We start from the raw sequence: 24,523 nt of genomic DNA on the forward strand, positions 1-24,523 counted from the left end.
TGGGTGTGCCCGATGTTCGACTTCACCGACCCCAGCAGCAGGGGCCGATCGGGCGGCCGCTCCTGACCGTAGGTGGCCAGCAGCGCCTGCACCTCGATGGAATCACCGAACGCGGTACCGGTGCCATGCGCCTCCACCACGTCCACATCGGCTGCCGCCAGCCCGGCGTTCGCCAGCGCGTCCCGGATCAGCTGCTGCTGGGCCGGGCCGTTCGGCGCCGCCATCCCCGTACTGGCACCGTCCTGGTTGATCGCCGAACCGCGGAGCACCGCCAGCACCTGATGGCCGTGGCGGCGTGCGTCGGACAGCCGCTCCAGCAGCACCAGACCTGCGCCTTCCCCGTACACCATGCCGTCGGCCGCGTCAGCGAAGGATTTGCACCGCGCGTCGGGAGCGAGCTGCTGCTGACCGGAGGCCACCTGGAACACGCTCGGGGAGTACATGACGGCGGCCCCGCCCGCCAGCGCCAGGTCACATTCCCGCTGACGCAGGGACCGCGCGGCCAGATGCATCGCCACCAGCGACGACGAACACGCCGTGTCCAGGGTGACGGCCGCGCCCCGCAGCCCCAGGGTGAAGGCGATCCGGCCTGACGCCACGCTTCCGGCGCTGCCGTTCCCCACGTGTGCCAGCAGGTCTTCCGGGATGTCGCTCAGCCGCGCGGCGTAGTCGTGGTACATCACGCCCGTGTACACGCCGGTGGAGCTGCCGCGCAGCGTCCGCGGATCGATGCCCGCGCTCTCCGCGGCCTCCCAGGCCAGCTCCAGCAGCATCCGCTGCTGCGGTTCGATGGCCGCGGCCTCACCGGGGCCGATGTCGAAGAACTCCGCGTCGAACGCGCCCGCGTCGTAGAGGAAGCCGCCCGCGCGGACGTACGAGGTGCCGTGGTGGCCCGGTCCGGGATGGTGGAGCCGCTCCAGATCCCAGCCACGGTCGGTGGGAAGGCCGGAGACGGCATCCCGTTCTCCGGCCACCAGATCCCACAGCTCCTCCGGTGTGCTGACGCCACCGGGAAAGCGGCAGGCCATGCCGACGAGCGCGATCGGATCCTCCCGCTCCGACCGCAGATCCCGCAGCTGCTGCCGCGCCTCGTGCAGCTCGGCCGTGGTCCACTTGAGGTAGTCGACGAGCTTTTCCTCGTTCGTCATGACAGTCGCCCGGCCACCGTGCTGCGCGGATTCAGGTCCACCAGGGCGAGTTCGTCGGGGCGCAGCGGCGGCGCGGTGAGTTCCGGCAGCGGCCGGTCCTGCTGCATCAGCGACAGGAAGCGGCTGGACGCCAGATCGGACTGCGGGGCGGTCAGGCTGATCACATCGGTCACCACGTCGCACACCGCGGAGGCACGGATCGCCCGGTCGGAGATGAGGTCGGAGAAACGCTGCCGCGCCACCACTCCACCGGTCAGCCGCGGATCCGTCACATCCGTACGGCAGTTGACGTACTCGACGTCCTTGGACGCGGCCATGATCCACGGGTCGTCCACCACGGCGCTGACCGCCTGCTGCATCCGCCGGGTCCGCGCCGGGTCGTATCCCGAACGCCCCAGCTCCGCGTCGAGCGCGGCGGCGCTGCGTGCGGCGGCGCTCATCCCATGCCCGTAGATCGGGTTGAACGCGGCCAGCGCGTCCCCGAGGACGAGCAGCCCCTCCGGCCAGGCGTCCAGCCGCTCCGGATACAGCCGGCGGTTGGCGCCGACGCGGGGACACCCGCCACCCGACGTCAGCGGGCTCGGCGAGGGTGGCTGAGGTCGGCGACGAGCGGATGGCGCAGCGTCTGCGCGTACGGCAGGAAGTCGTCGTCGTGCGTGGGCAGCCCGGCGCCGCGGGTGCAGGACAGGGTCACCATCCAGGTGCCGTCCTCCTGCGGATAGACCACCCCGAAGCGGCCGGGCTCGCGCACCCGGTGGTCGGCGGCCACGTTGACGGCGGGGAAACCGGCGGTGGCCCCCGGCGGCGCCCGGAACACCCGCGTGGCGTACGCGATGCCCGCGTCGACGATGTCCTCCTCGACCGGGGGCAGTTCCAGCGACGACAGCCAGTGCCGCAGCCGGGAGCCGCGCCCCGAGGCGTCGACCACCAGGTCCGCTTCCAGGGTTTCGAGGGCCCCGGTGTCCATGTCCCGCACCCGCACCCCGGCGACCCGCTTGCCGTCTCCGGCCAGGTCGAGAATCTCGGCGCGCGACCGTACGGAGATCCGCCCGGCCGCCAGGATCTGGTCGCGCACGATCCAGTCCAGGAACGGCCGGGTGCACATGATGGCGTACTGCCGCGGCGGAAACCGATGCTGCCAGCCGTGCGAGGTCAGCGTCACCAGGTCCTCGTGGAATCCGACCCTGCGGGCGCCCGCGCCCAGTAACCGGTCGATCGTGCCGGGCAGCAGTTCGTCGACGATACGGGCGCCACTGGACCACAGCACATGGACATGGCGCGCCTGGGGCGAGCCCTTGCGGTGGCGGGGCCCGTCCGGGAGCACATCGCGCTCCACGACGGTCACGCTCTCCAGATGACGGGCGAGCACATGGGCGGCCAACATCCCCGCCCAGCCGCCGCCCAGGACAATTCCGCGCTTCGGTTCGGTCATGGTTCTGCTCTCGTCCCTTCACCACTTACATCGGACTGGGGCTGCCCTTGGCCTGGACCATCCGAGCGAGGTTCTGGGTGACGGCCATGAAGTGTGCGACGCCGGTGAGTTCGGGGCCATCACCCACTTTGGTGTCCGTGATGCCCCAGAACGCCTGGGCGTGATGGACCAGACCGTCATCACCGAGCTCAATGACACCGATGATGCTGAAGGTCAGTTTCGTCGGCGCGTACACCGTGACCGTGGTCGGCACCGCCGCCCGTCGGCCGTCCATCGAGGTGACCGGGCGGCCCGGGGTCTCGTGCACCCGGCATTCGATGGACCACGCGATGTGCTCGCGGAGCGCCTCCTTGCCGATCAGCGGCGGCGCGCCGACCGGATCCTCGAAGACGATGTCATCGGAGAACAGTGCGAGTACGTCATCGACATCACCGGCGTTCATGCGCCGGGCGTACTCCACCGCCATCTTCTTGAGGGTCGCCTCATCGGCCATGAACGTCTCCTGTGCCGTCGTTGTCATTACGGGATGCCAATGTCGGACCTCCCCCAGAACTTCTGGAGCTCCTGGATGAGGCCGCCGGCCCCCGCGCGCACCAACAGCACGTAGTCCCAGGTGATACGGGCGTCCTCGGGAGCGTCGGGCGCCGTCAGCCAGCCGCGGTCGGCGAACCCCGGCCCCTTCGGGAGGTAGCCCATGGTGGCGGTGACGGGCACCAGCACATGCACACCGTCCTGCCCCGCCACCGGCTCTCCGGGAACCTCGGCGATCCCCGCCGCGGCCAGCTCCTCGAAGTGCGCCCGCAGCGCGTCCCGCCCGCTCTGCTGACCCGAGCCGACCGGATCCTCGAAGGTGACCTCGTCCGCGTACATTTCCAGCAGCCCGTCCACATCCGCGGCGTTGAGCCGACGGCTGTGCTCGAGGATGAGCTTCTTCCGGCTTCGTTCGTCAATCAACGTGTGCTCCCATGTGCTCTCCGTCGCTCTCCGCGCGACCGCTGTCACCGCGGCCCAGGTCCTGGTCGATGAACTGGAAGATCTCGTCGGTGCTGGCGTCCTGGATGCGGCCGGTCACCGCGGCGCTGTCCGCGGCGCCCTCCGCGGCGCCCTCCGCCTGGGCCGGGCCGCCGTGCAGGGCGTCCAGCTTCGACAGCGTGTTCCGCAGGCGGGCGCGCAGCGCGTCCCAGGCCGTCTCGTCCCGGGCGACGGTGAGCAGCGTGCCCTCCATCCGCTCCAGCTCGCCCAGCACCGGGGTGAGCGGATCCGCGTCCCCGGGCGCCAGCTCGGTGTGCAGATGCGCGGCGAGGGCGGCCGGGTTGGGCTGGTCGAAGATGAGCGTGGTGGCCAGCCGCAGCCCGGTGACGGCGGTCAGCCTGTTCCGCAGCTCGATCGCGGTCAGCGAGTCGAAACCCAGGTCCAGGAAGCCGCGTTCGGCCGGAATCCGGCCGGGGTCGGAGTGGCCGAGCGCGGCCGCGGCGTGCGTGAGCACCAGGGTGAGCAGCACCCGGTGCTGCTCGTCCCGTGGAAGCGCGGCAAGGTGGCCGGCCCAGTCGGTGTGCGCGCGGCCGGTGGCGGCGGTGCGCCGCGCCGGACCGCCACCGGTGAGCGCCCGCAGCGGGGCGGGCAGGGTGAGCGCGGGCTGCCCGGCCAGCGCCCGTACGTCCAGGTCGATGGCGACGAGATGCGGCGCACCGTGCCGTACGGCGGCGTCCAGCAGCCCCAGCGCCCGCTCGCCGGACATCGCCCCGATGCCCGAACGCGCCATCCGGGCCCGGTCCGCCTCGTCCAGGTGCCCGGTCATGCCACTGGCGTCGGCCCACAGACCCCAGGCCACCGATACCCCCGGCAGGCCCAGGGCGCGACGGTGGGCGGCCAGGGCGTCGCAGAACGCGTTCGACGCGGCGTAGTTGGACTGCCCCGACGAACCCAGGGTGGCCGCCGTCGAGGAGAACACCACGAACAGGGCCAGCGGCAGATCCGCCGTCGCCGTGTGCAGATGCGCCGCGGCCGTGGCCTTCGGATCCCAGACCCGGGCCAGCCGCTCCGGCGTCTGGGAGGTGAGAACGGCATCGTCCAGCACACCGGCGGCATGGACGACACCGGTCAGCGGGTGCGCCGGGTCGACCCCGGCGACCAGGTCCGCCACCTCCGACGGATCGGTGACATCCGCGGCGGAGATCTGTACCTGTGCGCCAAACTCGCCCAGATGTGCGGCTAGTTCAGAGGCGCCGGTGGCGTCCGGGCCACGTCGGCTGACGAGCAGCAGATGCTTGACACCCCAGGTGCGCACCAGGTGTTCGGCCACCAGGCGGCCCAGTGTGCCCGTCCCGCCGGTGATCAGCACCGTGCCGTCCGGGTCGAGGACCGCTCCGGCGCCGGGCGCTTCGGCGGTGTCCGGCGGGGCCGCACTACCGGCTCCGGCCCGCCCCAGCCGGGGCACCAGGACCCGTCCCGTACGCACCGCCACCTGCGGCTCATGCGCATTCACCGCGCGGACGACCGCCTCCGCGGCGATGCCGCCACCGGTACCGGGATCGCGGTCGAGCCCTGGATCGAGGTCGAGCAGAACGAACCGTTCGGGGTTCTCCGACTGGGCGCTGCGGATCAGCCCCCACGCCCCGGCCCCGACCGGATCCACGGCGCTCTCACCGGAATCGGCCGTGGCCACCGCGCCGCGCGTGACCACCACCAGCCTGGCATCGGCCAGCGCGGCCCGTCCCAGCCACCCCTGCACCAGCCCCAGCAGCCCGTCCACCGCCCGCAGCCCCTCGCGGGCATCGGCGACGTCCCCGGACGCATGGCAGGGCGTCAGAACGACCGAAGGAGCGGGCGCACCGGCGTCGATCGCCGCGACCAGCGCGTCCAGATCCGGGTAGCACACGACACACTCCTCCGCGCCACCCTCCGCCACCGAGACCGCCAAGCCCAGCGGATCCTCGCCCAGCACCACCCATGCGCCGTCACTCACCACCGACCCCGCGGTGGCAGGCACCGGCAGCGGGGACCAGCCCAGCGTGAACAGCCCGTCCACCCCGCGCCCGGCCGCGGCCGCCCGCAACCCGTCCGCACCGGCCGGGCGCGTGACCAGCGAGTCCACCGTCAGCACCGGTGCACCCACCGCATCGGCCACCGTCATCCGTAAGCCCTGCCGCTCCTCGTCGCGGGCCAGCCGCACCCGCACACTGGTCGCTTCGGAGGCCCACAACGACACGCCGTTCCACGCGAACGGCAGCCGCACCCGGTCGTCGTCCTCCTGCCCCTCCGGCCGGTCCATGAGCAGCGACGGATGCAGCGCCGCGTCCAGCAGGGCCGGATGGATCCCGAACCCGCTCCGGTCACCGGCGGCCTCGGGCAGGGCCACTTCGGCGAGGACGTCCGCGCCGTGCCGCCAGGCGGCGGTCAGGCCCTGGAAGGCCGGTCCGTACCCGTAACCGGCCGCCGACACCTGCTCGTAGAACCCGTCGATGTCCAGCGGCTCCGCGCCCGCCGGAGGCCAGGCGCCACCCAGCCCCTCCGCCTGCCCGGGGGCCTCCGCGGGCGGGGCCAGCACACCCCTGGCGTGGCACACCCACTCCCCGTCCACGCCGAGACCCGCGGTGTCCTCGGGGCACGTGTACACGGCCACGTCACGCCGCCCGTCCTCCGCCGAGGCCCCCACCACCACCTGGACCCGCAGCCCACCGTACGCGGGCAGCACCAGCGGCCGCTGGAGAGCCAGCTCCTCCACACCGCCGCAGCCCACCTCGTCGGCCGCCCGCAGCGCCCACTCCACCAGCACCGCACCCGGTGCCAGAACCGCACCCGCCACCACGTGCTCACCGAGCCACGGGTGGGTCCGCGCCGACAGCCGACCGGTCAGCAGACGCGTGGTGCCGTCGGCCAACTCCACCGCCGCACCCAGCAGCGGATGGCCCGCGGCCACCAGCCCGAGACCGGCCGGATCGCCACCGGGCCCGGATGCGCCGTCGATCCAGTAGCGCTCGCGCTGGAAGGCGTACGTCGGCAGGTCGATGACGCGGGGCGCCGGGTCGGCCGGGAACCAACGGGACCAGTTCACCTCGACTCCCGCCGTGAAGGCCCGGGCCACCGACTGCGCCAGCTGCGCCGTTCCCCCATGGTCGCGGCGCAGCGTGGGCACCGTGACGGCCCCGATGCCCGCTTCCTCGAACGTCTCCTGCATGCCGACGGTGAGTACGGGGTGGGTACTGGCCTCGATGAACACGCGGTGGCCGTCGTCCAGCAGGGCCCGTACGGCATCGGCGAAGCGCACCCGCTCGCGCAGATTGGTCACCCAGTACGCGGTGTCCAACTCGGCGGTGTCCAACCGGCCGCCGGTGACGGCAGAGTAGAACGCCACCCCGGATCGCGCCGGTTTGACCCCGGTGAGGAGGTCGGTCAGTTCGTCGGCGATCTGGTCGATTTGGGGGCCGTGTGAGGCGTAGTCGACGTCGATGCGCCTGGCCCGGCAGCCCGCGTCCTGGCATGCCGTGACCGCATTCGTTACTTGGTCGGGTGGTCCGGATACGACGACGGATCCGGGTCCGTTGACGGCGGCCACGCCGACGCCGTCGGCGTGTGTGCCCAGGTCGGTCAGGAACGCTTCGGCCTGGTCCTGGCTCATGCCGAGGGAGGCCATGGCACCGCCGCCCGCGAGTTTGCGCAGTGCCTGGCTGCGGAGTGCCACGATCCTGGCGCCTTCGTCCAGCGACAGTGCACCGGCCACTACGGCGGCTGCGATCTCGCCTTGGCTGTGGCCGACGACGGCGGCGGGTGTGACGCCGTAGTCGCCCCACACAGCGGCCAGCGACACCATGACGGCCCACAGCACGGGCTGTACGACGTCGACGCGGGCGAGGTCGGCGGCGTCGGGGTAGTCGCGCAGGACGTCGGTGAGGGACCAGTCCACGTATGGGGCCAGGGCCTGTTCGCATTCGGCGACGCGGGTGGCGAAGACGGGGGAGTCGTCCAGCAGTGCGGCGCCCATTCCGGCCCACTGCGAACCCTGCCCCGGGAACACCAGCACCGGGCCCGTGCCACCCACCACCGCCGGGCCGCCGGTCTCGACCACCCCGGGATGGGTGTCCCCGGCAGCCAGCGCCATGAGCCCGGCCGTCAGTTCGTCGCGGCTTTCGCCCACGATCACGGCGCGGTGGTCGAACACCGACCGGGTACGGATCAGCGACCAGCCCACCTCGACGGGCGATACGTCCGCGAAGTCGGCCACCCGCTCGGCCAGCGCCCGCGCCTGACCTCGTAACGCCGCGGCGCTGTGCCCCGACACCACCCACGGCACGACGCCGAAGTCCTCGGTGTCCGGCCGCGTGACGCCGGGCTCCGCTTCCTTCGGTGCCTCCTCCAGGATCAGATGGGCGTTGGTGCCGCTGATCCCGAAGGAGGACACGCCCGCGCGGCGCGGACGGTCGTCCGCCGCCCAGGCGACCCGTTCGGTCAGCAGCCGCACATCACCTGCTGTCCAGTCCACATGCGGCGAGGGCTCGTCGATGTGCAGGGACTGCGGAAGCACCCCATGCCGCATCGCCATCACCATCTTGATGACACTGGCCACCCCGGCGGCGGCCTGGGTATGCCCGAGGTTCGACTTGATGGAGCCGAGCCACAGCGGCCGCCCGTCCGGCCGGTCCTGTCCGTACGTGGCCAGCAGCGCCTGCGCCTCGATCGGGTCGCCGAGCGTCGTACCGGTGCCGTGCGCTTCGACCGCGTCCACCTCGCGGGGCGCCAGCCGGGCGTTGGCGAGCGCCTGCCGGATCACCCGCTGCTGCGAGGGCCCGTTCGGCGCGGTCAGCCCATTGCTCGCCCCGTCCTGGTTGACCGCCGAGCCACGGATCACGGCCAGCACCCGGTGGCCGTTACGCCGGGCGTCCGACAGCCGCTCCAGCAGCACCAGTCCGACACCCTCGGAGAACCCGGTGCCGTCCGCGGCCGCCGCGAACGCCTTGCACCGACCGTCCGGCGACAGCGCGCGCTGACGGGAGAACTCGGTGAAGCCACCCGGTGTCGCCATCACCGTCACCCCGCCCGCCAGGGCGAGGGTGCATTCGCCCTGCCGCAGCGCCTGCGCCGCCATGTGCGTCGCCACCAGCGATGACGAACACGCGGTGTCCACCGTCACCGCGGGCCCCTCAAGACCGAAGGAGTACGAGACCCGGCCCGACACCACGCTGCCGAGGTTCCCGGTGGCGACATAGCCCGCCGCGTCGCTGGTCGTCTGCCCGATGAGCGACAGATAGTGGTACGAGTCCACCCCCGCGAACACCCCGGTGTCGCTCCCGCTCAGCGCGTCCCGGCCGAGCCCGGCGCGCTCGAACGCCTCCCACGCCGTTTCCAGCAGCAGCCGCTGCTGCGGGTCCATCGCCGCGGCCTCGCGCGGGCTGATCCCGAAGAAGTCGGCGTCGAAATCGGCCACATCGCGGAGGAATCCACCCTCCCGGGCGCTGCTCGTCCCGGCGCGCTCGGGGTCCGGGTCGTAGAGGCCGTCCAGGTCCCAGCCGCGGTCCTCGGGAAAGGACGAGATGACGTCCGCACCCTCGCTCACCACCCGCCACAGATCCTCCGGAGAGGCCACATCACCGGGGAAGTGGCAGGCCATCCCGATGATGGCGATGGGCTCGCGGGCCCGTTCATCGGCCTCGCGCAACTGCCGTTTGGCCAGGCGCAGATCGGCGGTCGCCCGCTTCAGGTAGCTGCGGAGCTTCTCGTCGTCCGTCATGTCACATCAACCCGATCGTCACGGCCGTCTGGATTCATCGGAAAGGCATCCATCGGAAAGGCATCCATCGGAAGGCATTCACCGGAAGGCGGAGAAGGTCAGCGGAGACTGTCGTCGAAGGGGGCGTTCAGTTCGCTGTCGAGCACCTGGAACAGCTCCTCGTCGGTGGCCGAGTCCAAGTCGTCCTCGGCGGACACCTCTTCACCATCGCCGTCCACCCTGCGCAGCAACTCCCGCAGCCGTCCGGCGATCCGCGTCCGCTGTTCCGGGTCGTCGGCCACCGTGCCCAGGGCCGCGCCGATGGCGTCCAGATCGGCGAGGAGGGAGCCGGTCCGGGCCGCCCCGGCCGGGGCCAGCAGCTCGTCCAGCAGCCGGACGACCGCGGAGGGTGTGGGGTGGTCGAACACCAAAGTGGCCGGCAGCCGCAGTCCGGTGGCGGCGCCCAGCCGGTTCCGCAGCTCGACCGCGGTCAGGGAGTCGAAGCCGAGTTCCCGGAAGTTCTGCGCGGGGTGGATGGACTCCGCCGCGTCGTGGCCCAGCACGGTCGCGGTATGGCCGCGCACCAGCCTGAGGAGCGCCTGCTGCCGGTCCTCCTCGGAGAGTGCCGCGAGCGACTGCGCCGGGTCCGCGGCGGACACCCCGGCGGCTTTGGCAACGGCTTGGGGAGTACCGCCGCGCACGAGGGTGCGGAAGAGGGCCGGTGGTTCGGTGTCCCGGGCCCGGCGGCGCAGGGCGGCCAGGTCCAGGCGGATGGGCGCCAGCGTGGGCAGACCGCTGGCGAGGGCGATGTCGAGCAGCGCGAGCCCCTGCTCGGTCTCCAGCCCCACGATGCCCGCCCGCGCCAGCCGGGCCCGGTCGGCGTCGGTCATGTCCCCGGTCATCCCGGTCGCCTGCTCCCAGTAGCCCCAGGCCAGGGAGGTCGCGGGCAGGCCCTGGGCGTGGCGGCGCTGGGCGAGGGCGTCCAGGAAGGCGTTGGCGGCCGCGTAGTTGCCCTGTCCCGCGGCGCCGAGCAGCCCGGCGGCGGCGGAGAACAGTACGAACGCCGAAAGCCCCAGGTCCCGGGTCAGCTCGTGCAGATTCCACGCCGCGTCCGCCTTTGCCCGCAGGACGTCATCGACCTGGGCGGGTGTCAGCGCCTCGACCGTGGCATCGCGCAGCAAGCCTGCGGCATGGACCACCGCGGTGAGCCGATGACGCTCGGGAAGGGACTCCAGCAGCTTGGCGAGGGCCGCCCGGTCCGCGGTGTCACACGCGGCAACGGTGACGTGTGCGCCCAGTTCACCCAGCTCCGCCGCCAGTTCGGGAGCTCCCGGCGCGTCCAGCCCCCGGCGGCTGACCAGCAGCAGCCTCCGTACGCCGTGGCGGGTCACCAGATGGCGGGCGGTGGCGGCGCCCAGGGTGCCGGTGCCACCGGTGATCAGGACGGTGCCCTCCGGGTCGAGGGTCTGGGGAATCGTCAGGACGATCTTGCCGATGTGGCGTGCCTGGCTGAAGTGGCGGAACGCCTCGGGAGCCCGGCGGATGTCCCACACCGTGGTGGGCAGGGGATCCAGCGTTCCGTCCTCGAACAGCACCGACAGCTCGGCCAGCATCTGCTGGATACGGTCCGGACCGGCACCGCCGACGAGGTCGAACGCACGGTAGACGACCCCGGCGTGCTCGGCGCCGACCTGGGCGGGGTCACGGATGTCGGTCCTGGCCATGTCGATGAAGCGACCGCCGGGCGTCAGCAGCCGCAGCGACGCGTCCACGAAGTCACCCGCCAGTGCGTTGAGCACCACATCGACGGACCCGGCGGCCTCGCGGACACGGTCCTCGAAGTCGAGCGCGCGGGAGGAGGCGATGTGGCGGTCGTCGAAGCCACGGGCCCGCAGCGCATGCCACTTGCCGGGGCTCGCCGTGGCGTACACCTCGACTCCCCAGTGCCGGGCCAGCTGTACGGCAGCCAGCCCGACCCCGCCCGTGGCCGCGTGCAGCAACAGCTTCTCCCCAGACCGTAGTCCCGCGAGATCGGCCAGCCCGTAGTACGCGGTGAGGAAGGCCGACGGGATGGTCGCCGCCTGCGCGTACGACCAGCCGTCCGGCATCCGGGTGATGAGCCTGCTGTCGGTGATGACGAGCGGACCGGTGCCGTTGAACAGGCCCATCACCCGGTCGCCCACGGCGAACCGGCCCGTGTCCGGGCCCACTTCGACCACCACGCCCGCGCCGTCGCCACCGAGCGGCCGGGGGTCCTCCACCATGCCCAGCGCCACCACGACGTCATGGAAGTTCACCCCGCCCGCGTGCAGCGCCACCCGCACCTCGCCGGATCCCAGCGGGCGGGTGTTGTCCGGGCAGTCGACCAGGGCGAGATGGTCCAGGCTGCCGTGTCCGGTGAGCCCCAGCCGCCACGCCGCCGGGCCATCGGGCGGGGTGAGCCGCCTGGCGGCGTCGTCATGGGCGAGCCGGGCCACGTACGCCTGCCCGGCGCGCAGCGCGATCTGCGGCTCGCCCGAGCCGACCGCACCCGCCACCGCCCCCGGCGAAAGGTCATGCTCATCCAGGTCGAGCAGCAGCACCCGGCCGGGGTTTTCCGACTGGGCGCTGCGCACCAGACCCCAGGCGGCGGAGGCGGGCAGGTCATGGATGTCGTCCTGGCCGTGCGTGGCCACCGCGCGCCGCGTGACGACGGCCAGCCGGGAGCCGGTGAACTCGGGGACGGCGAGGAAGCCTTGGAGCAGCGAGAGTACGTCCCTGCCTTATGCGATGCGTGTGCTCGACCGGATCGGCGTCCGGGGGAGTGGTGACGGTGGCGAACACGACGTCGGGCGCCGGCGTGCCCTCCGACACGGCCGCCCGGACGGCATCGAGGCCGGGATGGCGAGCGGCGTCGGGCAGGGCGGCGGCCAGCGGCTCCGCGTCGGTCCCGAGGACGGCCGTACGGAGCGCCGGGCCGCCCCCGGGCCCGCCCTCGGCCCCACCCTCGGGCAGGGGCAGAGGCACCCAGCCGAGCTGGAACAGGGCGTTGCGGCCCGCGGACCGGGCCCGGCCCAGCCGGGCGTCTTCCGGTACGGGCCGCAGGATCAGATCATCCACGGTCACCACCGGTGCGCCCACCGGATCGAAGACCTGGAGAGCCAGCCGGTCCGCCGCGGTGGGGGTGATGCGCACCCGCAGAGCGTCGGCACCAGTGGCGCACAGCCGCAGACCGCTCCAGGCGAAGGGCAGCAGGACCCGCTGCGCCTCCTCGGAATCGGGGGCGACGCCGAGGGCACGGGTGTGGAGGGCGGCGTCGAGCAGTGCCGGGTGGATGCCGTACCCGGTGGCGGAGGCGCGTTCGTCCTCGGGCAGCGCCACTTCGGCGTACAGGTGGTCGTCCAGCCGCCATGCGGCGGTGAGCCCCTGGAACGACGGGCCGTAGGCATAGCCGTGGTCGGCGAGCCGGGCGTAGAAGTCCTGTACGGGCAGCGATGTGGCCCCCGGCGGCGGCCACGCGCCATCGAGCGCGAGGGGCGCGGTCGCGGGCGAGAGGGTGAGCGCACCGGTGGCGTGGCGCGTCCACACCGCGTCACCGCTCTCGGCGGCGGGACGGGAATGGATGGTGAGGGAGCGCTCACCGCCGGGGCCGGGGGCGCCGACGACGACCTGGACATCGACCGCCTCGCCGTCCGGCACGACCAGGGGCGCGGCCAGGGTCAGCTCGGACACCTGGTCACAGCCGGTCCGGGCGGCGGCGTGCAGGGCGAGTTCGGCGAAGACGGTCCCGGGCAGCAGCACGGTGTCCAGCACCCGGTGGTCGTTCAGCCAGGGGTGGGTCTGCGGGGACAGCCGCCCGGTCAGCAGATGGGTGCCGCCCTCGGCCACCTCCACGGCGGCGCCGAGCAGCGGATGCCCGGCGGACATCAGCCCCAGTTCGGCGGGATCGCCACTCGGCCCGCCACGGCGGTCGAGCCAGTAGCGTTCGCGCTGGAAGGCGTACGTCGGCAGGTCGATGATGCGGGGCGCCGGGTCGGCCGGGAACCGGCGGGACCAGTCCACCTCGACCCCCGCCGTGAAGGCTTGGGCGATCGCGCGCATCAGCTGGGGGTGGCCACCGTGGTCGCGGCGCAGGGTGGGGACGGTGGCGGCCTGGACCCCGGCTTCCTCGAAGGTTTCCTGCATGCCGACGGTGAGTACGGGGTGGGTGCTGGCCTCGATGAACACGCGGTGGCCGTCGTCCAGCAGGGCCCGTACGGCATCGGCGAAGCGCACCCGCTGGCGCAGGTTCGTCACCCAGTACGCGGTGTCCAGACCGCTCGTATCGATCCGGCCGCCGGTGACGGTGGAGTAGAACACCGCCTCCGCCTGGGCCGGTTCGATCCCTGCCAGGAGGTCGGTCAGTTCGTCGGCGATCTGGTCGATCTGGGGGCCGTGTGAGGCGTAGTCGACGTCGATGAGCCGGGCCCGGCCGCCCGCGTCCTGGCATGCGGTGACCGCATTCGTTACTTGGTCGGGTGGTCCGGATACGACGACGGATCCGGGTCCGTTGACGGCGGCCACGCCGACGCCCTCGGCGTGTGTGCCCAGGTCGGTCAGGAACTGCTCGGCCTGGTCCTGGCCCATGCCGAGGGAGGCCATGGCGCCGCCGCCCGCGAGTTTGCGCAGTGCCTGGCTGCGGAGTGCCACGATCCTGGCGCCTTCGTCCAGCGATAGTGCGCCAGCCACCACGGCGGCTGCGATCTCGCCTTGGCTGTGGCCGACGACGGCGGCTGGTGTGACGCCGTAGTCGTCCCATACGGCGGCCAGTGACACCATGACGGCCCATAGGACGGGCTGTACGACGTCGACGCGGGCGAGGTCGGCGGCGTCGGGGTGGCCGCGCAGGACGTCGGTGAGGGACCAGTCCACGTATGGGGTCAGGGCCTGTTCGCATTCGGCGACGCGGGTGGCGAAGACGGGGGAGTCGTCCAGGAGTGCGGCGCCCATTCCGGCCCACTGCGAACCCTGCCCCGGGAACACCAGCACCGGGCCCGTGCCACCCACCACCGCCGGGCCGCCGGTCTCGACCACCCCGGGATGGGTGTCCCCGGCGGCCAGCGCCATGAGCCCCGCCGTCAGCTCGTCGCGGCTCTCGCCCACGACCACCGCGCGGTGGTCGAACACCGACCGGGTACGGATCAGCGACCAGCCCACCTCGGCGGGCGATACGTCCGCGAAGTCGGCCACCCGCTCGGCCAGCGCCCGCGCCTGGCTCCGCAATGCCTGAACGCTCCGCGCCGACACCGCCCATGGAACCACCCCGATGCCACCAGGGTCCGGCCGCACCGCGGTGTCTTCCGCCTCCTCGGGGGCCTGCTCCAGGATCAGATGGGCGTTCGTCCCCGAGATGCCGAACGCGGACACCCCGGCCCTGCGCTGCCGTTCTCCCCGGGGCCACCGGACGGGCTCGGTCAGCAGCCGTACGCCCCCCGAGGTCCAGTCCGCGTGCGGGGTCGGCTCGTCGATGTGCAGCGAGGCGGGCAGCAGCTCGTGCCGCATCGCCATCACCATCTTGATGACACTGGCCGCACCCGCGGCGGCCTGGGTGTGGCCCAGGTTCGACTTGATGGAGCCCAGCCACAACGGCCGGTCCTCCGCCCTCCCCTGCCCGTACGTGGCCAGCAGCGCCTGCGCCTCGATCGGGTCACCCAGCGTCGTACCGGTGCCATGGCCCTCCACCGCGTCCACCTCGGCGGTGGACAGGTGGGCGTTGGCGAGCGCCTGCCGGATCACCCGCTGCTGCGAGGGCCCGTTCGGCGCGGTCAGACCGTTGCTGGCGCCGTCCTGGTTGACCGCCGAACCACGGATCACCGCCAGCACTCGGTGGTGACGGCGCCGCGCCTCACCGAGGCGCTCCAGTACGACGAGCCCGGCGCCCTCGCCCCATCCGGTGCCGTCGGCCGCGGCGGCGAAGGGCTTGCAGCGGCCGTCGGGGGCCATACCGCGCTGCCGGGAGAACTCGATGAACGCCCCCGGAGTGGCCATCACCGCAACGCCACCCGCCAGCGCCAGATCGCATTCGCCCTGGCGCAGCGCCTGACAGGCCAGGTGAATGGCCACCAACGACGACGAACACGCCGTGTCCACCGTGACCGCGGGCCCCTCCAGACCCAGTGAGTACGCCACCCGGCCCGACAGCACACTGCCGAGGTTTCCGGCCCCGACGTAGCCCTCCACCTCACTGGTGATGTTCCCGATGACCGACAGATAGTCGTGCGAACCGATCCCGGCGAACACACCGGTATTGCTGCCGCTCAAGGTGTCGCGACGGAGCCCCGCCCGTTCGAACGCCTCCCACGCCGTTTCCAGGAGCAGCCGCTGCTGGGGGTCCATGGCCAGCGCCTCACGCGGGCTGATGTCGAAGAAGGCCGCGTCGAATTCCGTCGCGTCGTAACAGAATCCGCCCTGGTCCACATAGGACGTGCCGTACTGCTCGGGGTCCGGATCGAAGAGTTCGTCGAGCCCCCAGCCCCGGTCGGTCGGAAAGGCGGAGACGGCGTCACCGCCCCGCGCCACCAGCTGCCAGAGTTCCTCTGGCGAGCGCACCCCGCCGGGATAGCGGCACGCCATTCCCACGATGGCGACCGGCTCCGGCTCGGCGGAATCGACCTCGCGCAGACGCTGGCGGGTCTGGCGCAATTCGGCCGTGACCCACTTGAGGTGATCGAGAAGCTTCTCTTCGTTGGACATCTAGCGCAAGCTCCTTGGCGCGGCGCGGCGGGTGGAGGGCATGGGGCTCACGACTTTCCGAACTCATCGGAAATGAGGTCGAAAATGTCTTCCGCTGTTGCTGTCTCAAGCTCGCTATGAGCCGTGGAACGGTCCGCTTCGTGTTCCGTATCGCTCCACTTGGCCAGCAGCAGCCGCAGTCGGCCGGTGATGCGGCGACGGGCCGCCTCGTCCACAGCGGACGGCTCCGACACCGAATCCCATGTGTCGAGGTCCGACAGCAACCGCCCCTCGGAGGTCACATCCGTGTCGACAAGTCGCCCGCGCAGGACGTCCGCCAGCTGGTTGGTCGTGGGGTGATCGAAAATGAGAGTGGGCGGCAGATCGATACCGGTGGTGGCGGTGAGCCGGTTACCGAATTCGACGGCCGTGAGGGAGTCGAACCCCAGCTCCTGGAATGGCTGGGCGGGGGGAATGGAATGCGTACTGGGGTAGCCGAGGATTGCGGCCGCGTGCGATTGCAGATGGTGGAGGAGGAGCTGATGCTGCTGGGCGGGCGTGCTGCCGGCCAGTTGTTGCTGGAGCGAGCTGATGGCCGCCGTCGAATCCGGGGCATCGGCGCCGGACGACGGGGTGGGCATGAGGCGGGTGAGGAGCGGACTCGGCCGTTGCGCCGTAAAACTTACGGGGAACTTCTCCCAGTCGATATCCGCGACGGTGACGGTGATGTCGTCGTGGTCGAGGGCGTGTTGAAGGGAGGCGACGGCGAGATCCGGGTCGAGCGGATTCATCCCGCGCCGGTTGTAGTACTCGATGACGGCCTCGTCGGCTGCCATGCCCGCATCGCCCCAGGGCGCCCAGGCGATGCTGGTGGCGGGGAGTCCCTGGAGGCGGCGGTGTTCGGCGAGGGCGTCGAGGTAGGTGTTGGCGGCGGCGTAGGCGGCCTGTCGACTGCCGCCCCAGGAAGCAGCTCCGGAGGAGAAGAGAACAAAGGCGCTGAGGTCGTGGTCCTTGGTCAGCTCGTGGAGATGGGTGGCGGCGAGCGCCTTGGGCTGAAGGACTGCGTTGATGTGGGGGAGGTCGATCTCCCCGAGGGATGTGTTCTCCGCGATGCCCGCGGCGTGGATGACGGTGGTGAGGGGGTGTTCGGCGGGGATGGTGTCGATGAGGTGGTGGAGGGCGGTGGGGTCGGAGACGTCGCAGACGGTGATGGTGACGGTGGTGCCGAGTTCGGTGAGTTCTTGGGTGAGTTCGGTGGCGCCGGGGGCGTCGGGTCCGGCGCGGCTGATGAGGTGGAGGTGGGGTGCGCCGTTGCGGGCGAGCCAGCGCGCCAGGTGGGCGCCGAGCCCGCCGGTGCCGCCGGTGATGAGCGTCGTCCCAGTCGGTTGCCAGGGGACAGCCAGGGCGTCGGTGGCGGGCGCGTGCTCGAGACGGCGGCCCAGAACGGCCGAACGGATCGCCACCTGGTCCTCGGGCTGCCCGGGCGTGAGCAGCCCGGCGATGCGGCCGGGAGTGCGGGCATCGAGGGTGTCGGGCAGATCGATCAACCCACCCCAGAGCTGGGGGTATTCCAGCGCGGCCACCCGGCCGAACCCCCAGATCTGTGCCTGGTGCGGATGGGGGAGCGCATCGGAGGGGGCCGCCGCCACGGCGCCCTGGGTGAGGCACCACAGGGCTGCGGGCCACCCGAGTTCATCGAGGGCCTGGACGAGGGCCATCGTGGCGGCCAGCCCCGTGGGAACGGCCGGGTGATCCGGATGGTGGCTCTCCTCGAGAGCGAGGAGGCTCAGCACACCGACGGGTGCGGTACGTACGTCTGTGAGCTGTTGGGCGAGGGCCTCGCGATGGGCGCTGGCAGTGTCGACGGTGAGCGTCTCGCGCGCCGCACCGTGGGCATCGAGCGCCTGGGCGGCGGCCTGGACGACCGGGTGCTCGGCCAGGCCGGATGGGACGAGGAGCAGCCAGGTGCCGGTGAGGGCAGGGGCGCCGACGGTGTCGTGCAGACGGTCCCAGGCGATCCGATAGCGCCACGAGTCGATGGTGGAGTGCTCCCGGTGCCGTCGCCGCCAAGCTGAGAGAAGAGGGAGGGCGGGGAGCAGGGCATCGATGTCGGGGCTGTTCTTCTCCAGGTGCAGTGTGCTGGTGAGGGCGTCCACATCCTGCGCTTCGATGGCACCCCACAGCTGAGCGTCGGCTTGGTCACGCTGCGCGTCATGGCCGTCGGGACGGCGAGTGGGCGGGGCGAGCCAGAACCGCTGGTGTTGGAAGGCGTAGGTGGGGAGTTCGACGGTGCGCGGGGCTGGGCTGGCGGGGAACCAGGGCGCCCAGTCGACGTCGGTCCCCGCGGTGTGAAGCCGTGCGAGGGCGTTGGCGAAGGCGTGGAGATCGGGTTGTTTGCGGGTGAGGGTGGCTGTCACCAGGGGGTTGGGGGGCCCGGTTTCCGTGGTGGTGTGGCTGAGTGTGTGTTGTGTTGCGGTGGCGAGGATCGGGTCCGGGCCCAGTTCCAGAAAGATGCCTGTTTCGGGGGCGGTGTGGGTGATGGCGGGGTGGAAGTGGACGGGTTGGCGGATGTGTTGGGCCCAGTAGTCGGGGGTGGTGATGCGCTCGTCGGCGGGTTCCCCGGTGAGGTTGCTGAGCAGCGGGAGGGCGGGCCGGTGGTAGGTGAGGTCCGTGATGGCTTGGGTGAAGGGCTCCAGGATGGGGTCCATCAGCGGTGAGTGGAAGGCGTGGCTGACGGTGAGGGTTTTGGTCTTGCGGCCCTTGGCGGCCCAGGCAGTGCTGATCGCGGCCACCCGTTCGGCGGGGCCGGAGATGACGGTGTTGCCGGGTGTGTTCAGGGCGGCGATGCTCACCTGGCCGTCGTGTTCGGCGAGGTCGTGGGCGAGTTCGTCGGGGGTGGCGGCGATGGTGGTCATGCCGCCGCCTTCGGGGAGTCCGCCCATGAGGGTGGCGCGGGCGGCGACGAGTCGGCAGGCGTCGGGAAGGTCGAAGACGCCTGCGATATGGGCGGCGGCGACCTCGCCGATGGAGTGGCCGATGACGGCGTCCGGGGTGATGCCGGTGGAGGCGAGGAGCCGTGCGAGGGCGATGTGGAGGGCGAAGAGTCCGGCTTGGGCGTAGGTGGTGTGATCCAGCAGGCGCGCAAGCTCGGGTTCTTGGCTGAAGACGACATCCCGGAGCGAGCGCTCCAGGTGGGGATCCAGGAGGGTGCAGACCTCGTCGAAGGCTTCGGCGAAGACGGGGAAGCGGTCGTACAACGCGGCGCCCATGCCGGGACGCTGGCTGCCCTGACCGCTGAACAAGAACACCGTCTGACCCGAAACACCCGCAGCGCCTCCGGGGCACACCACCGTAGGGTGCGGTGCACCGGTGGCCAGGGCCTGCAACCCCGCCGCCAGCTCCTCCCGGTTGTCACCGACGACGACGGCTCGGTGGTCGAAGAACGAGCGCGTCCTCAGCAGCGACCAGCCCACCTCCACCGGTGTCGCGTCGTCCTCGCGGCAAACGTGCTCGGCCAGGGCCGCCGCCTGCCCTCGAAGGGCCTCGGCGCTATGTGCGGACACCAGCCACGGCACGGCACCGCCGACGCCGGAAACCGGCGTCACCGGATGGGGAGCCTGCTCCAGGATCAGATGGGCATTGGTGCCGCTGATGCCGAACGACGACACGCCCACCCGGCGCGGCTGTTCACCCTCTGGCCACGGGACCGGCTCGGTGAGCAGCCGTACGTCACCCTCGGACCAGTTCACGTTGGGGGTCGGCTCGTCGATGTGCAGCGATGCGGGCAGGAGCCCGTGCCGCATCGCCATCACCATCTTGATCACACCGGCTACGCCCGCGGCGGCCTGGGTGTGGCCGATGTTGGACTTTACGGAGCCGAGCCACAGGGGACGGTCGTGCGGCCGGTCCTGTCCGTACGTGGCCAGCAGCGCCTGCGCCTCGATCGGGTCGCCGAGCGTCGTACCGGTGCCGTGTGCCTCGACCGCGTCCACCTCGGACGGTGTCAGGCGGGCGTTGGCGAGCGCCTGCCGGATGACCCGCTGCTGGGAGGGTCCGTTCGGCGCGGTCAGGCCGTTGCTGGTGCCGTCCTGGTTGACCGCTGAGCCCCGTACGAGCGCCAGTACCCGGTGGCCGTTGCGCCGGGCGTCCGACAGCCGCTCCAGCAGGACGAGGCCCACGCCCTCGCCCCCACACCATGCCGTCGGCGGCCGCGGCGAACGGCTTGCACCGGGCATCGGGGGCCAGACCACGCTGACGGGAGAACTCGATGAACGCGCCCGGGGTGGCCATCACCGTCACACCGCCCGCCAGGGCGAGGGCGCATTCGCCCTGCCGTAGCGCCTGGGCGGCCAGATGCATGGCCACCAGCGACGAGGAACAGGCCGTGTCGACCGTGACCGCGGGCCCTTCCAAGCCGAACGAGTACGCCACCCGGCCGGACACCACGCTGCCGATGTTCCCCGTGGCGACGTAGCCTTCGACATCGCTCGCCGTATCGCCGGTGAGCGACAGATAGTCCTGGGAGGTCACTCCGGCGAAGACGCCGGTGTTGCTGCCGCTCAGTGAGTCTCGGTCGAGTCCGGCGTTTTCGAACGTCTCCCATGCGGTTTCGAGGAGCAGCCGCTGTTGGGGGTCCATGGCGAGCGCTTCGCGCGGGCTGATGCCGAAGAACGCCGCGTCGAACGCGGGTGCGTCGTGGAGAAAGCCACCCTCGCGGACATAACTCGTACCCGAGTGGTCGGGGTCGGGGTGGAAGAGCGCGTTGAGATCCCAGTGCCGGTCGGTGGGCATCTCCGTAATGGCGTCGTGGTGTGCGACGACCAGGTCCCACAGATCCTTCGGATTGCGCGCGCCACCGGGATAGCGGCACGCCATTCCGACGATCGCGATGGGCTCGTCGAGCGCGGCCGCGGTAGGTGCGTGGGCGGCGACAGCCGTCTGCTGCCCCGTGATGTCGGCACACAGATGGGTCGCGAGGGCGTGCGGTGTGGGGTGGTCGAAGATGAGGGAGGGCGGGAGGTCGATGCCCGTGAGGGTGGCGAGCTGGTTACGGAGTTCGACGGCGGTGAGGGAGTCGAACCCCAGCTCCTGGAACGGCTGGGTGGGGGGAATGGCATCGGACCCGGAATGGCCCAGGATCGCGGCCGCCAGGGACTGGATCTGGTGGAGGAGCAACTGATGCTGCTCGGCGGGGGTGCTGGAGTCGAGCTGCTGGCGCAGCGGTGTGACGGCGGACGGAGCGTGGCGACCGTCCGCCGGGTGTACGGCGGGCCCGATCAGCTCGGAGAGCAACGGACTCGGCCGTTGCGCCGTAAAGGTGGCGGGGAACTTCTCCCAGTCGATGTCCGCGATGGTGACCGTGGTGTCGCGGTGGTTGAGCGCGTGGTGGAGCGCCGTAACCGCGAGGTCGGGGCTGAGTGGCGACAACCCCCGCCGCCCGTAGAAGGAGAGCGCCGTCTCGTCGGCGGCCATGCCCGCCTCGCTCCAGGGGCCCCAGGCGATGCTGGTGGCGGGGAGCCCCTGGGAACGGCGGTGTTCGGCGAGGGCGTCGAGGTAGGTGTTGGCGGCGGCGTAGGCGGCCTGCCGACTGCCGCCCCAGGAAGCCGCACCGGAAGAGAAGAGGACGAACGCGCTGAGGTCGAGTTCCCTCGTGAGTTCGTGCAGATGCGCGGCGCCGAGAGCCTTGGCCTCCAGCACATGCTGGAGGCGTTCCGGCGGGAGATCGGCGATCAGCTCGGTGTCGGAGGCACCGGCGGCGTGGATGACGGCGGTGAGGGGGTGGGCGGTGGGGATGGCTCGGATGAGGTGGTGGAGGGCGGTGAGGTCGGAGACGTCGCAGGCGGTGATGGTGACGGTGGTGCCGAGGTCGGTGAGTTCTTGGGTGAGTTCGGTGGCGCCGGGGGCGTCGGGTCCGGTGCGGCTGATGAGGTGGAGGTGGGGTGCGCCGTTGCGGGCGAGCCAGCGCGCCAGGTGGGCGCCGAGCCCGCCGGTGCCGCCCGTGATGAGCGTCGTCCCGGTCGGCTGCCACGGAACACGGCTTGCGGACGGCAGGGGAGCGCGACCGAGACGGCGTGCGTAGGTGCCGGTGGCGCGGATCGCGGTCTGATCCTCGGGCTGCCCGGGCGCGACAAGCGCCGCGAGACGGTCGGCGGTGTGGTGATCGATGACGGTCGGGAGATCGATCAGGCCACCCCAGCGACGGGAGTGCTCCAGCGCGGCCGTGCGGCCGAACCCCCAGGTCTGTGCCTGGCGCGGATTGGGGAGCGGATCGGCGGGATGGATGGCGACGGCACCCTGGGTGAGACACCACAAGGGCGCGGTGACCTCGGCGTCACCGAGGGCCTGGACGAGGGCGGTGGTGGCGACGAGTCCGGCGGGAACCGCGGCGTAGGCGGGATGCGGTTCCTGGGCGAGCGCGAGCAGGCTCACGATCCCGGCCGGCTCGTCGTCGAGGGCGAGCCGGGTGAGTTCGTCGGCCAAATCACCGCGCTGGGCCTGGCGGGCATCGAGCGCCTGGAGGAGGGGAGTGGCGCCGTGCGTGGTGAGCGCTTGTACGACGGTCGCGACGGCAGGGTGATCGGCCTGGTTGGACGGGACGAGCACCAGCCAAGTGCCGGAGAGGGCAGCGGGCGCGGCGGGCGCGGAAAGCTGCCTCCAGGTGGTCCGATACCGCCACGCGTCGATGACCGCTTGTTCGCGATGCTGCCGCCGCCAGGCCGACAGAGTCGGCAGCACGGCGCTCAGCATGGGCTGTTGATCGGCAGGGGAGTCGAGGGTTGCGGCGAGAGAATCCAGATCCTCGCGCTCGACGGCTTCCCAGAACGCCCGGTCCGCCTGTGCGGCCTCGGTGACGGCCGTGGCCGTCTCGGAGGAGGCGAGCCAGAAGTGCTGGCGTTGGAAGGCGTAGGTGGGGAGCTCGATGGTGCGAGGCGTTGGCACAGCGGGGTACCAGGGCGTCCAGTCGACGGTGGTCCCGGCCGTGTGGAGCCGTGCCAGGCTGTGCGTGAATGCCTGGACTTCGGGTTGTTTGCGGGTGAGGGTGGCTGTCACCAGGGGGTTGGGGGGCCCGGTTTCCGTGGTGGTGTGGCTGAGTATGTGTTGTGTTGCGGTGGCGAGGATCGGGTCCGGGCCCAGTTCCAGAAAGATGCCTGTGTTGGGGGCGGTGTGGGTGATGGCGGGGTGGAAGTGGACGGGTTGGCGGATGTGTTGGGCCCAGTAGTCGGGGGTGGTGATGCGTTCGTCGGCGGGTTCGCCGGTGAGGTTGCTGAGCAGCGGGAGGGCGGGCTGGTGGTACGTGAGGTCCGTGATGGCTTGGGTGAAGGGTTCGAGGATGGGGTCCATCAGCGGTGAGTGGAAGGCGTGGCTGACGGTGAGGGTTTTTGTCTTGCGGCCCTTGGCGGCCCAGACAGCGCTGATCGAGGCCACCCGTTCGGTGGGTCCGGAGATGACGGTGTTGCCGGGTGTGTTCAGGGCGGCGATGCTCACCTGGCCGTCGTGTTCGGCGAGGTCCTGGGCGAGTTCGTCGGGTGTGGCGGCGATGGTGGCCATGCCGCCGCCTTCGGGGAGTCCGCCCATTAACGTGGCGCGGGCGGCCACCAGTCGGCAGGCGTCCGGCAGATCGAAGACACCGGCCACATGGGCGGCGGCGACTTCCCCGATGGAGTGGCCGATGACGGCGTCCGGGGTGATGCCGGTGGAGGCCAGGAGCCGGGCGAGGGCGATGTGGAGGGCGAAGAGTCCGGCTTGGGCGTAGGTGGTGTGGTCCAGCAGGCGCGCGTGTTCGGGTTCTTGGCTGAAGACGACATCCCGGAGCGGCTGCTCCAGGTGGGGGTCGAGGAGGGTGCAGACCTCGTCGAAGGCCTCGGCGAAGACGGGGAAGCGGTCGTACAGTGCCGCGCCCATGCCGGGACGCTGGCTGCCCTGACCGCTGAACAAGAACACCGTCTGACCCGAAACACTCGGAGCGCCTCCGGGACATACCACCGCCGGGTGCGGCGCACCGGTCGCTAGGGCCTGCAACCCCTCCGCCAGCTCTTCCCCGTTGTCACCGATGACGACGGCTCGGTGGTCGAAGAGCGAGCGGGACGTGAGCAGTGACCAGCCCACCTCCACCGGCGAGGTGTCGTCGTCCGCCGTCACCCGGTCGAGCAGGGCCGCCGCCTGGCCGCGCAGTGCCTCCGTACTCCGTGCCGACACCGCCCATGGCAGGACTCCGCCCGCCTCGGCGGCCGATGGGGCGGCCTCCGGCGCGTCCGGGGCCTGCTCCACGATCACGTGGGCGTTGGTGCCGGAGATGCCGAAGGACGATACAGCCGCGCGGGCGCGGGCCGTTCGGCCTGTGTCCATGGGACGGGCTCGGTGAGCAGCCGTACCTCACCAGCCGTCCAGTCCACATGCGGACTCGGCTCGTCAATGTGCAGCGAGGCGGGCAGCAGCCCGTGCCGCATCGCCATCACCATCTTGATCACACCGGCTACGCCCTCAGCGGCCTGGGTGTGCCCGATGTTGGACTTGATGGTGCCTGCCACAGGGGTCGGCCCTCCGGGCGCT

General features: G+C 71.6%; 9 protein-coding genes and 1 pseudogene. All 10 read right to left on the bottom strand.

Annotated elements, in window-relative coordinates; genetic code table 11:
• Positions 1-1,148: beta-ketoacyl synthase N-terminal-like domain-containing protein (locus tag SSOG_RS54470; RefSeq protein WP_039940088.1), on the bottom strand; the 1,148-nt coding region annotated here is incomplete at its 3' end.
• Entirely contained in the window at positions 1,145-1,588 is a 444-nt protein-coding gene (locus SSOG_RS58115; protein ID WP_342634395.1) for a hypothetical protein, read from the bottom strand. The genes SSOG_RS58115 and SSOG_RS54470, both read right to left, overlap by 4 nt.
• A gap of 131 nt (positions 1,589-1,719) precedes the next feature.
• Positions 1,720-2,580 (bottom strand): NAD(P)/FAD-dependent oxidoreductase, encoded by an 861-nt coding sequence (locus SSOG_RS58120; RefSeq protein ID WP_342634396.1) that lies wholly within the window; start codon positions 2,578-2,580, stop codon positions 1,720-1,722.
• 25 nt (positions 2,581-2,605) lie between these two features.
• Positions 2,606-3,073, bottom strand: a complete 468-nt coding sequence (locus SSOG_RS42625; RefSeq protein ID WP_039940090.1) for a nuclear transport factor 2 family protein — start codon at positions 3,071-3,073, stop codon at positions 2,606-2,608.
• Between the two features lie 26 nt (positions 3,074-3,099).
• A complete protein-coding gene (locus tag SSOG_RS42630; protein ID WP_039940091.1) occupies positions 3,100-3,534 on the bottom strand; it encodes a nuclear transport factor 2 family protein in 435 nt (144 codons plus the stop codon).
• Positions 3,527-9,304, bottom strand: a complete 5,778-nt coding sequence (locus SSOG_RS42635; RefSeq protein ID WP_009720532.1) for a type I polyketide synthase — start codon at positions 9,302-9,304, stop codon at positions 3,527-3,529. The genes SSOG_RS42630 and SSOG_RS42635 overlap by 8 nt, the downstream gene beginning before the upstream one ends.
• Positions 9,305-9,402: 98 nt before the next feature.
• Positions 9,403-11,982 (bottom strand): type I polyketide synthase, encoded by a 2,580-nt coding sequence (locus SSOG_RS57035; RefSeq protein ID WP_425385478.1) that lies wholly within the window; start codon positions 11,980-11,982, stop codon positions 9,403-9,405.
• On the bottom strand, positions 11,927-15,994 hold the full coding sequence (locus tag SSOG_RS57040) for a type I polyketide synthase (protein WP_009720534.1): 4,068 nt from the start codon (positions 15,992-15,994) through the stop codon (positions 11,927-11,929). Before SSOG_RS57040 ends, SSOG_RS57035 begins: the two co-directional genes overlap by 56 nt.
• 47 nt (positions 15,995-16,041) lie before the next feature.
• Positions 16,042-18,156, bottom strand: coding sequence for a beta-ketoacyl reductase (locus SSOG_RS58755; protein WP_425385479.1), 2,115 nt, complete (start codon positions 18,154-18,156; stop codon positions 16,042-16,044).
• Between the two features lie 57 nt (positions 18,157-18,213).
• Positions 18,214-24,523 (bottom strand): annotated as a pseudogene (locus tag SSOG_RS57045) (SDR family NAD(P)-dependent oxidoreductase); the annotation flags it as partial.

This window comes from Streptomyces himastatinicus ATCC 53653 (assembly GCF_000158915.1).
Taxonomy (GTDB): Bacteria; Actinomycetota; Actinomycetes; order Streptomycetales; family Streptomycetaceae; genus Streptomyces; species Streptomyces himastatinicus.

Bases quoted from the DNA above. Each gene is read 5' to 3' on its own strand.
- SSOG_RS42625 (WP_039940090.1), bottom strand. From the start codon at position 3,073: ATGGCCGATGAGGCGACCCTCAAGAAGATGGCGGTGGAGTACGCCCGG.
- SSOG_RS58115 (WP_342634395.1), bottom strand. From the start codon at position 1,588: ATGAGCGCCGCCGCACGCAGCGCCGCCGCGCTCGACGCGGAGCTGGGG.
- SSOG_RS58120 (WP_342634396.1), bottom strand. From the start codon at position 2,580: ATGACCGAACCGAAGCGCGGAATTGTCCTGGGCGGCGGCTGGGCGGGG.
- SSOG_RS42635 (WP_009720532.1), bottom strand. From the start codon at position 9,304: ATGACGGACGACGAGAAGCTCCGCAGCTACCTGAAGCGGGCGACCGCC.
- SSOG_RS57040 (WP_009720534.1), bottom strand. From the start codon at position 15,994: ATGTCCAACGAAGAGAAGCTTCTCGATCACCTCAAGTGGGTCACGGCC.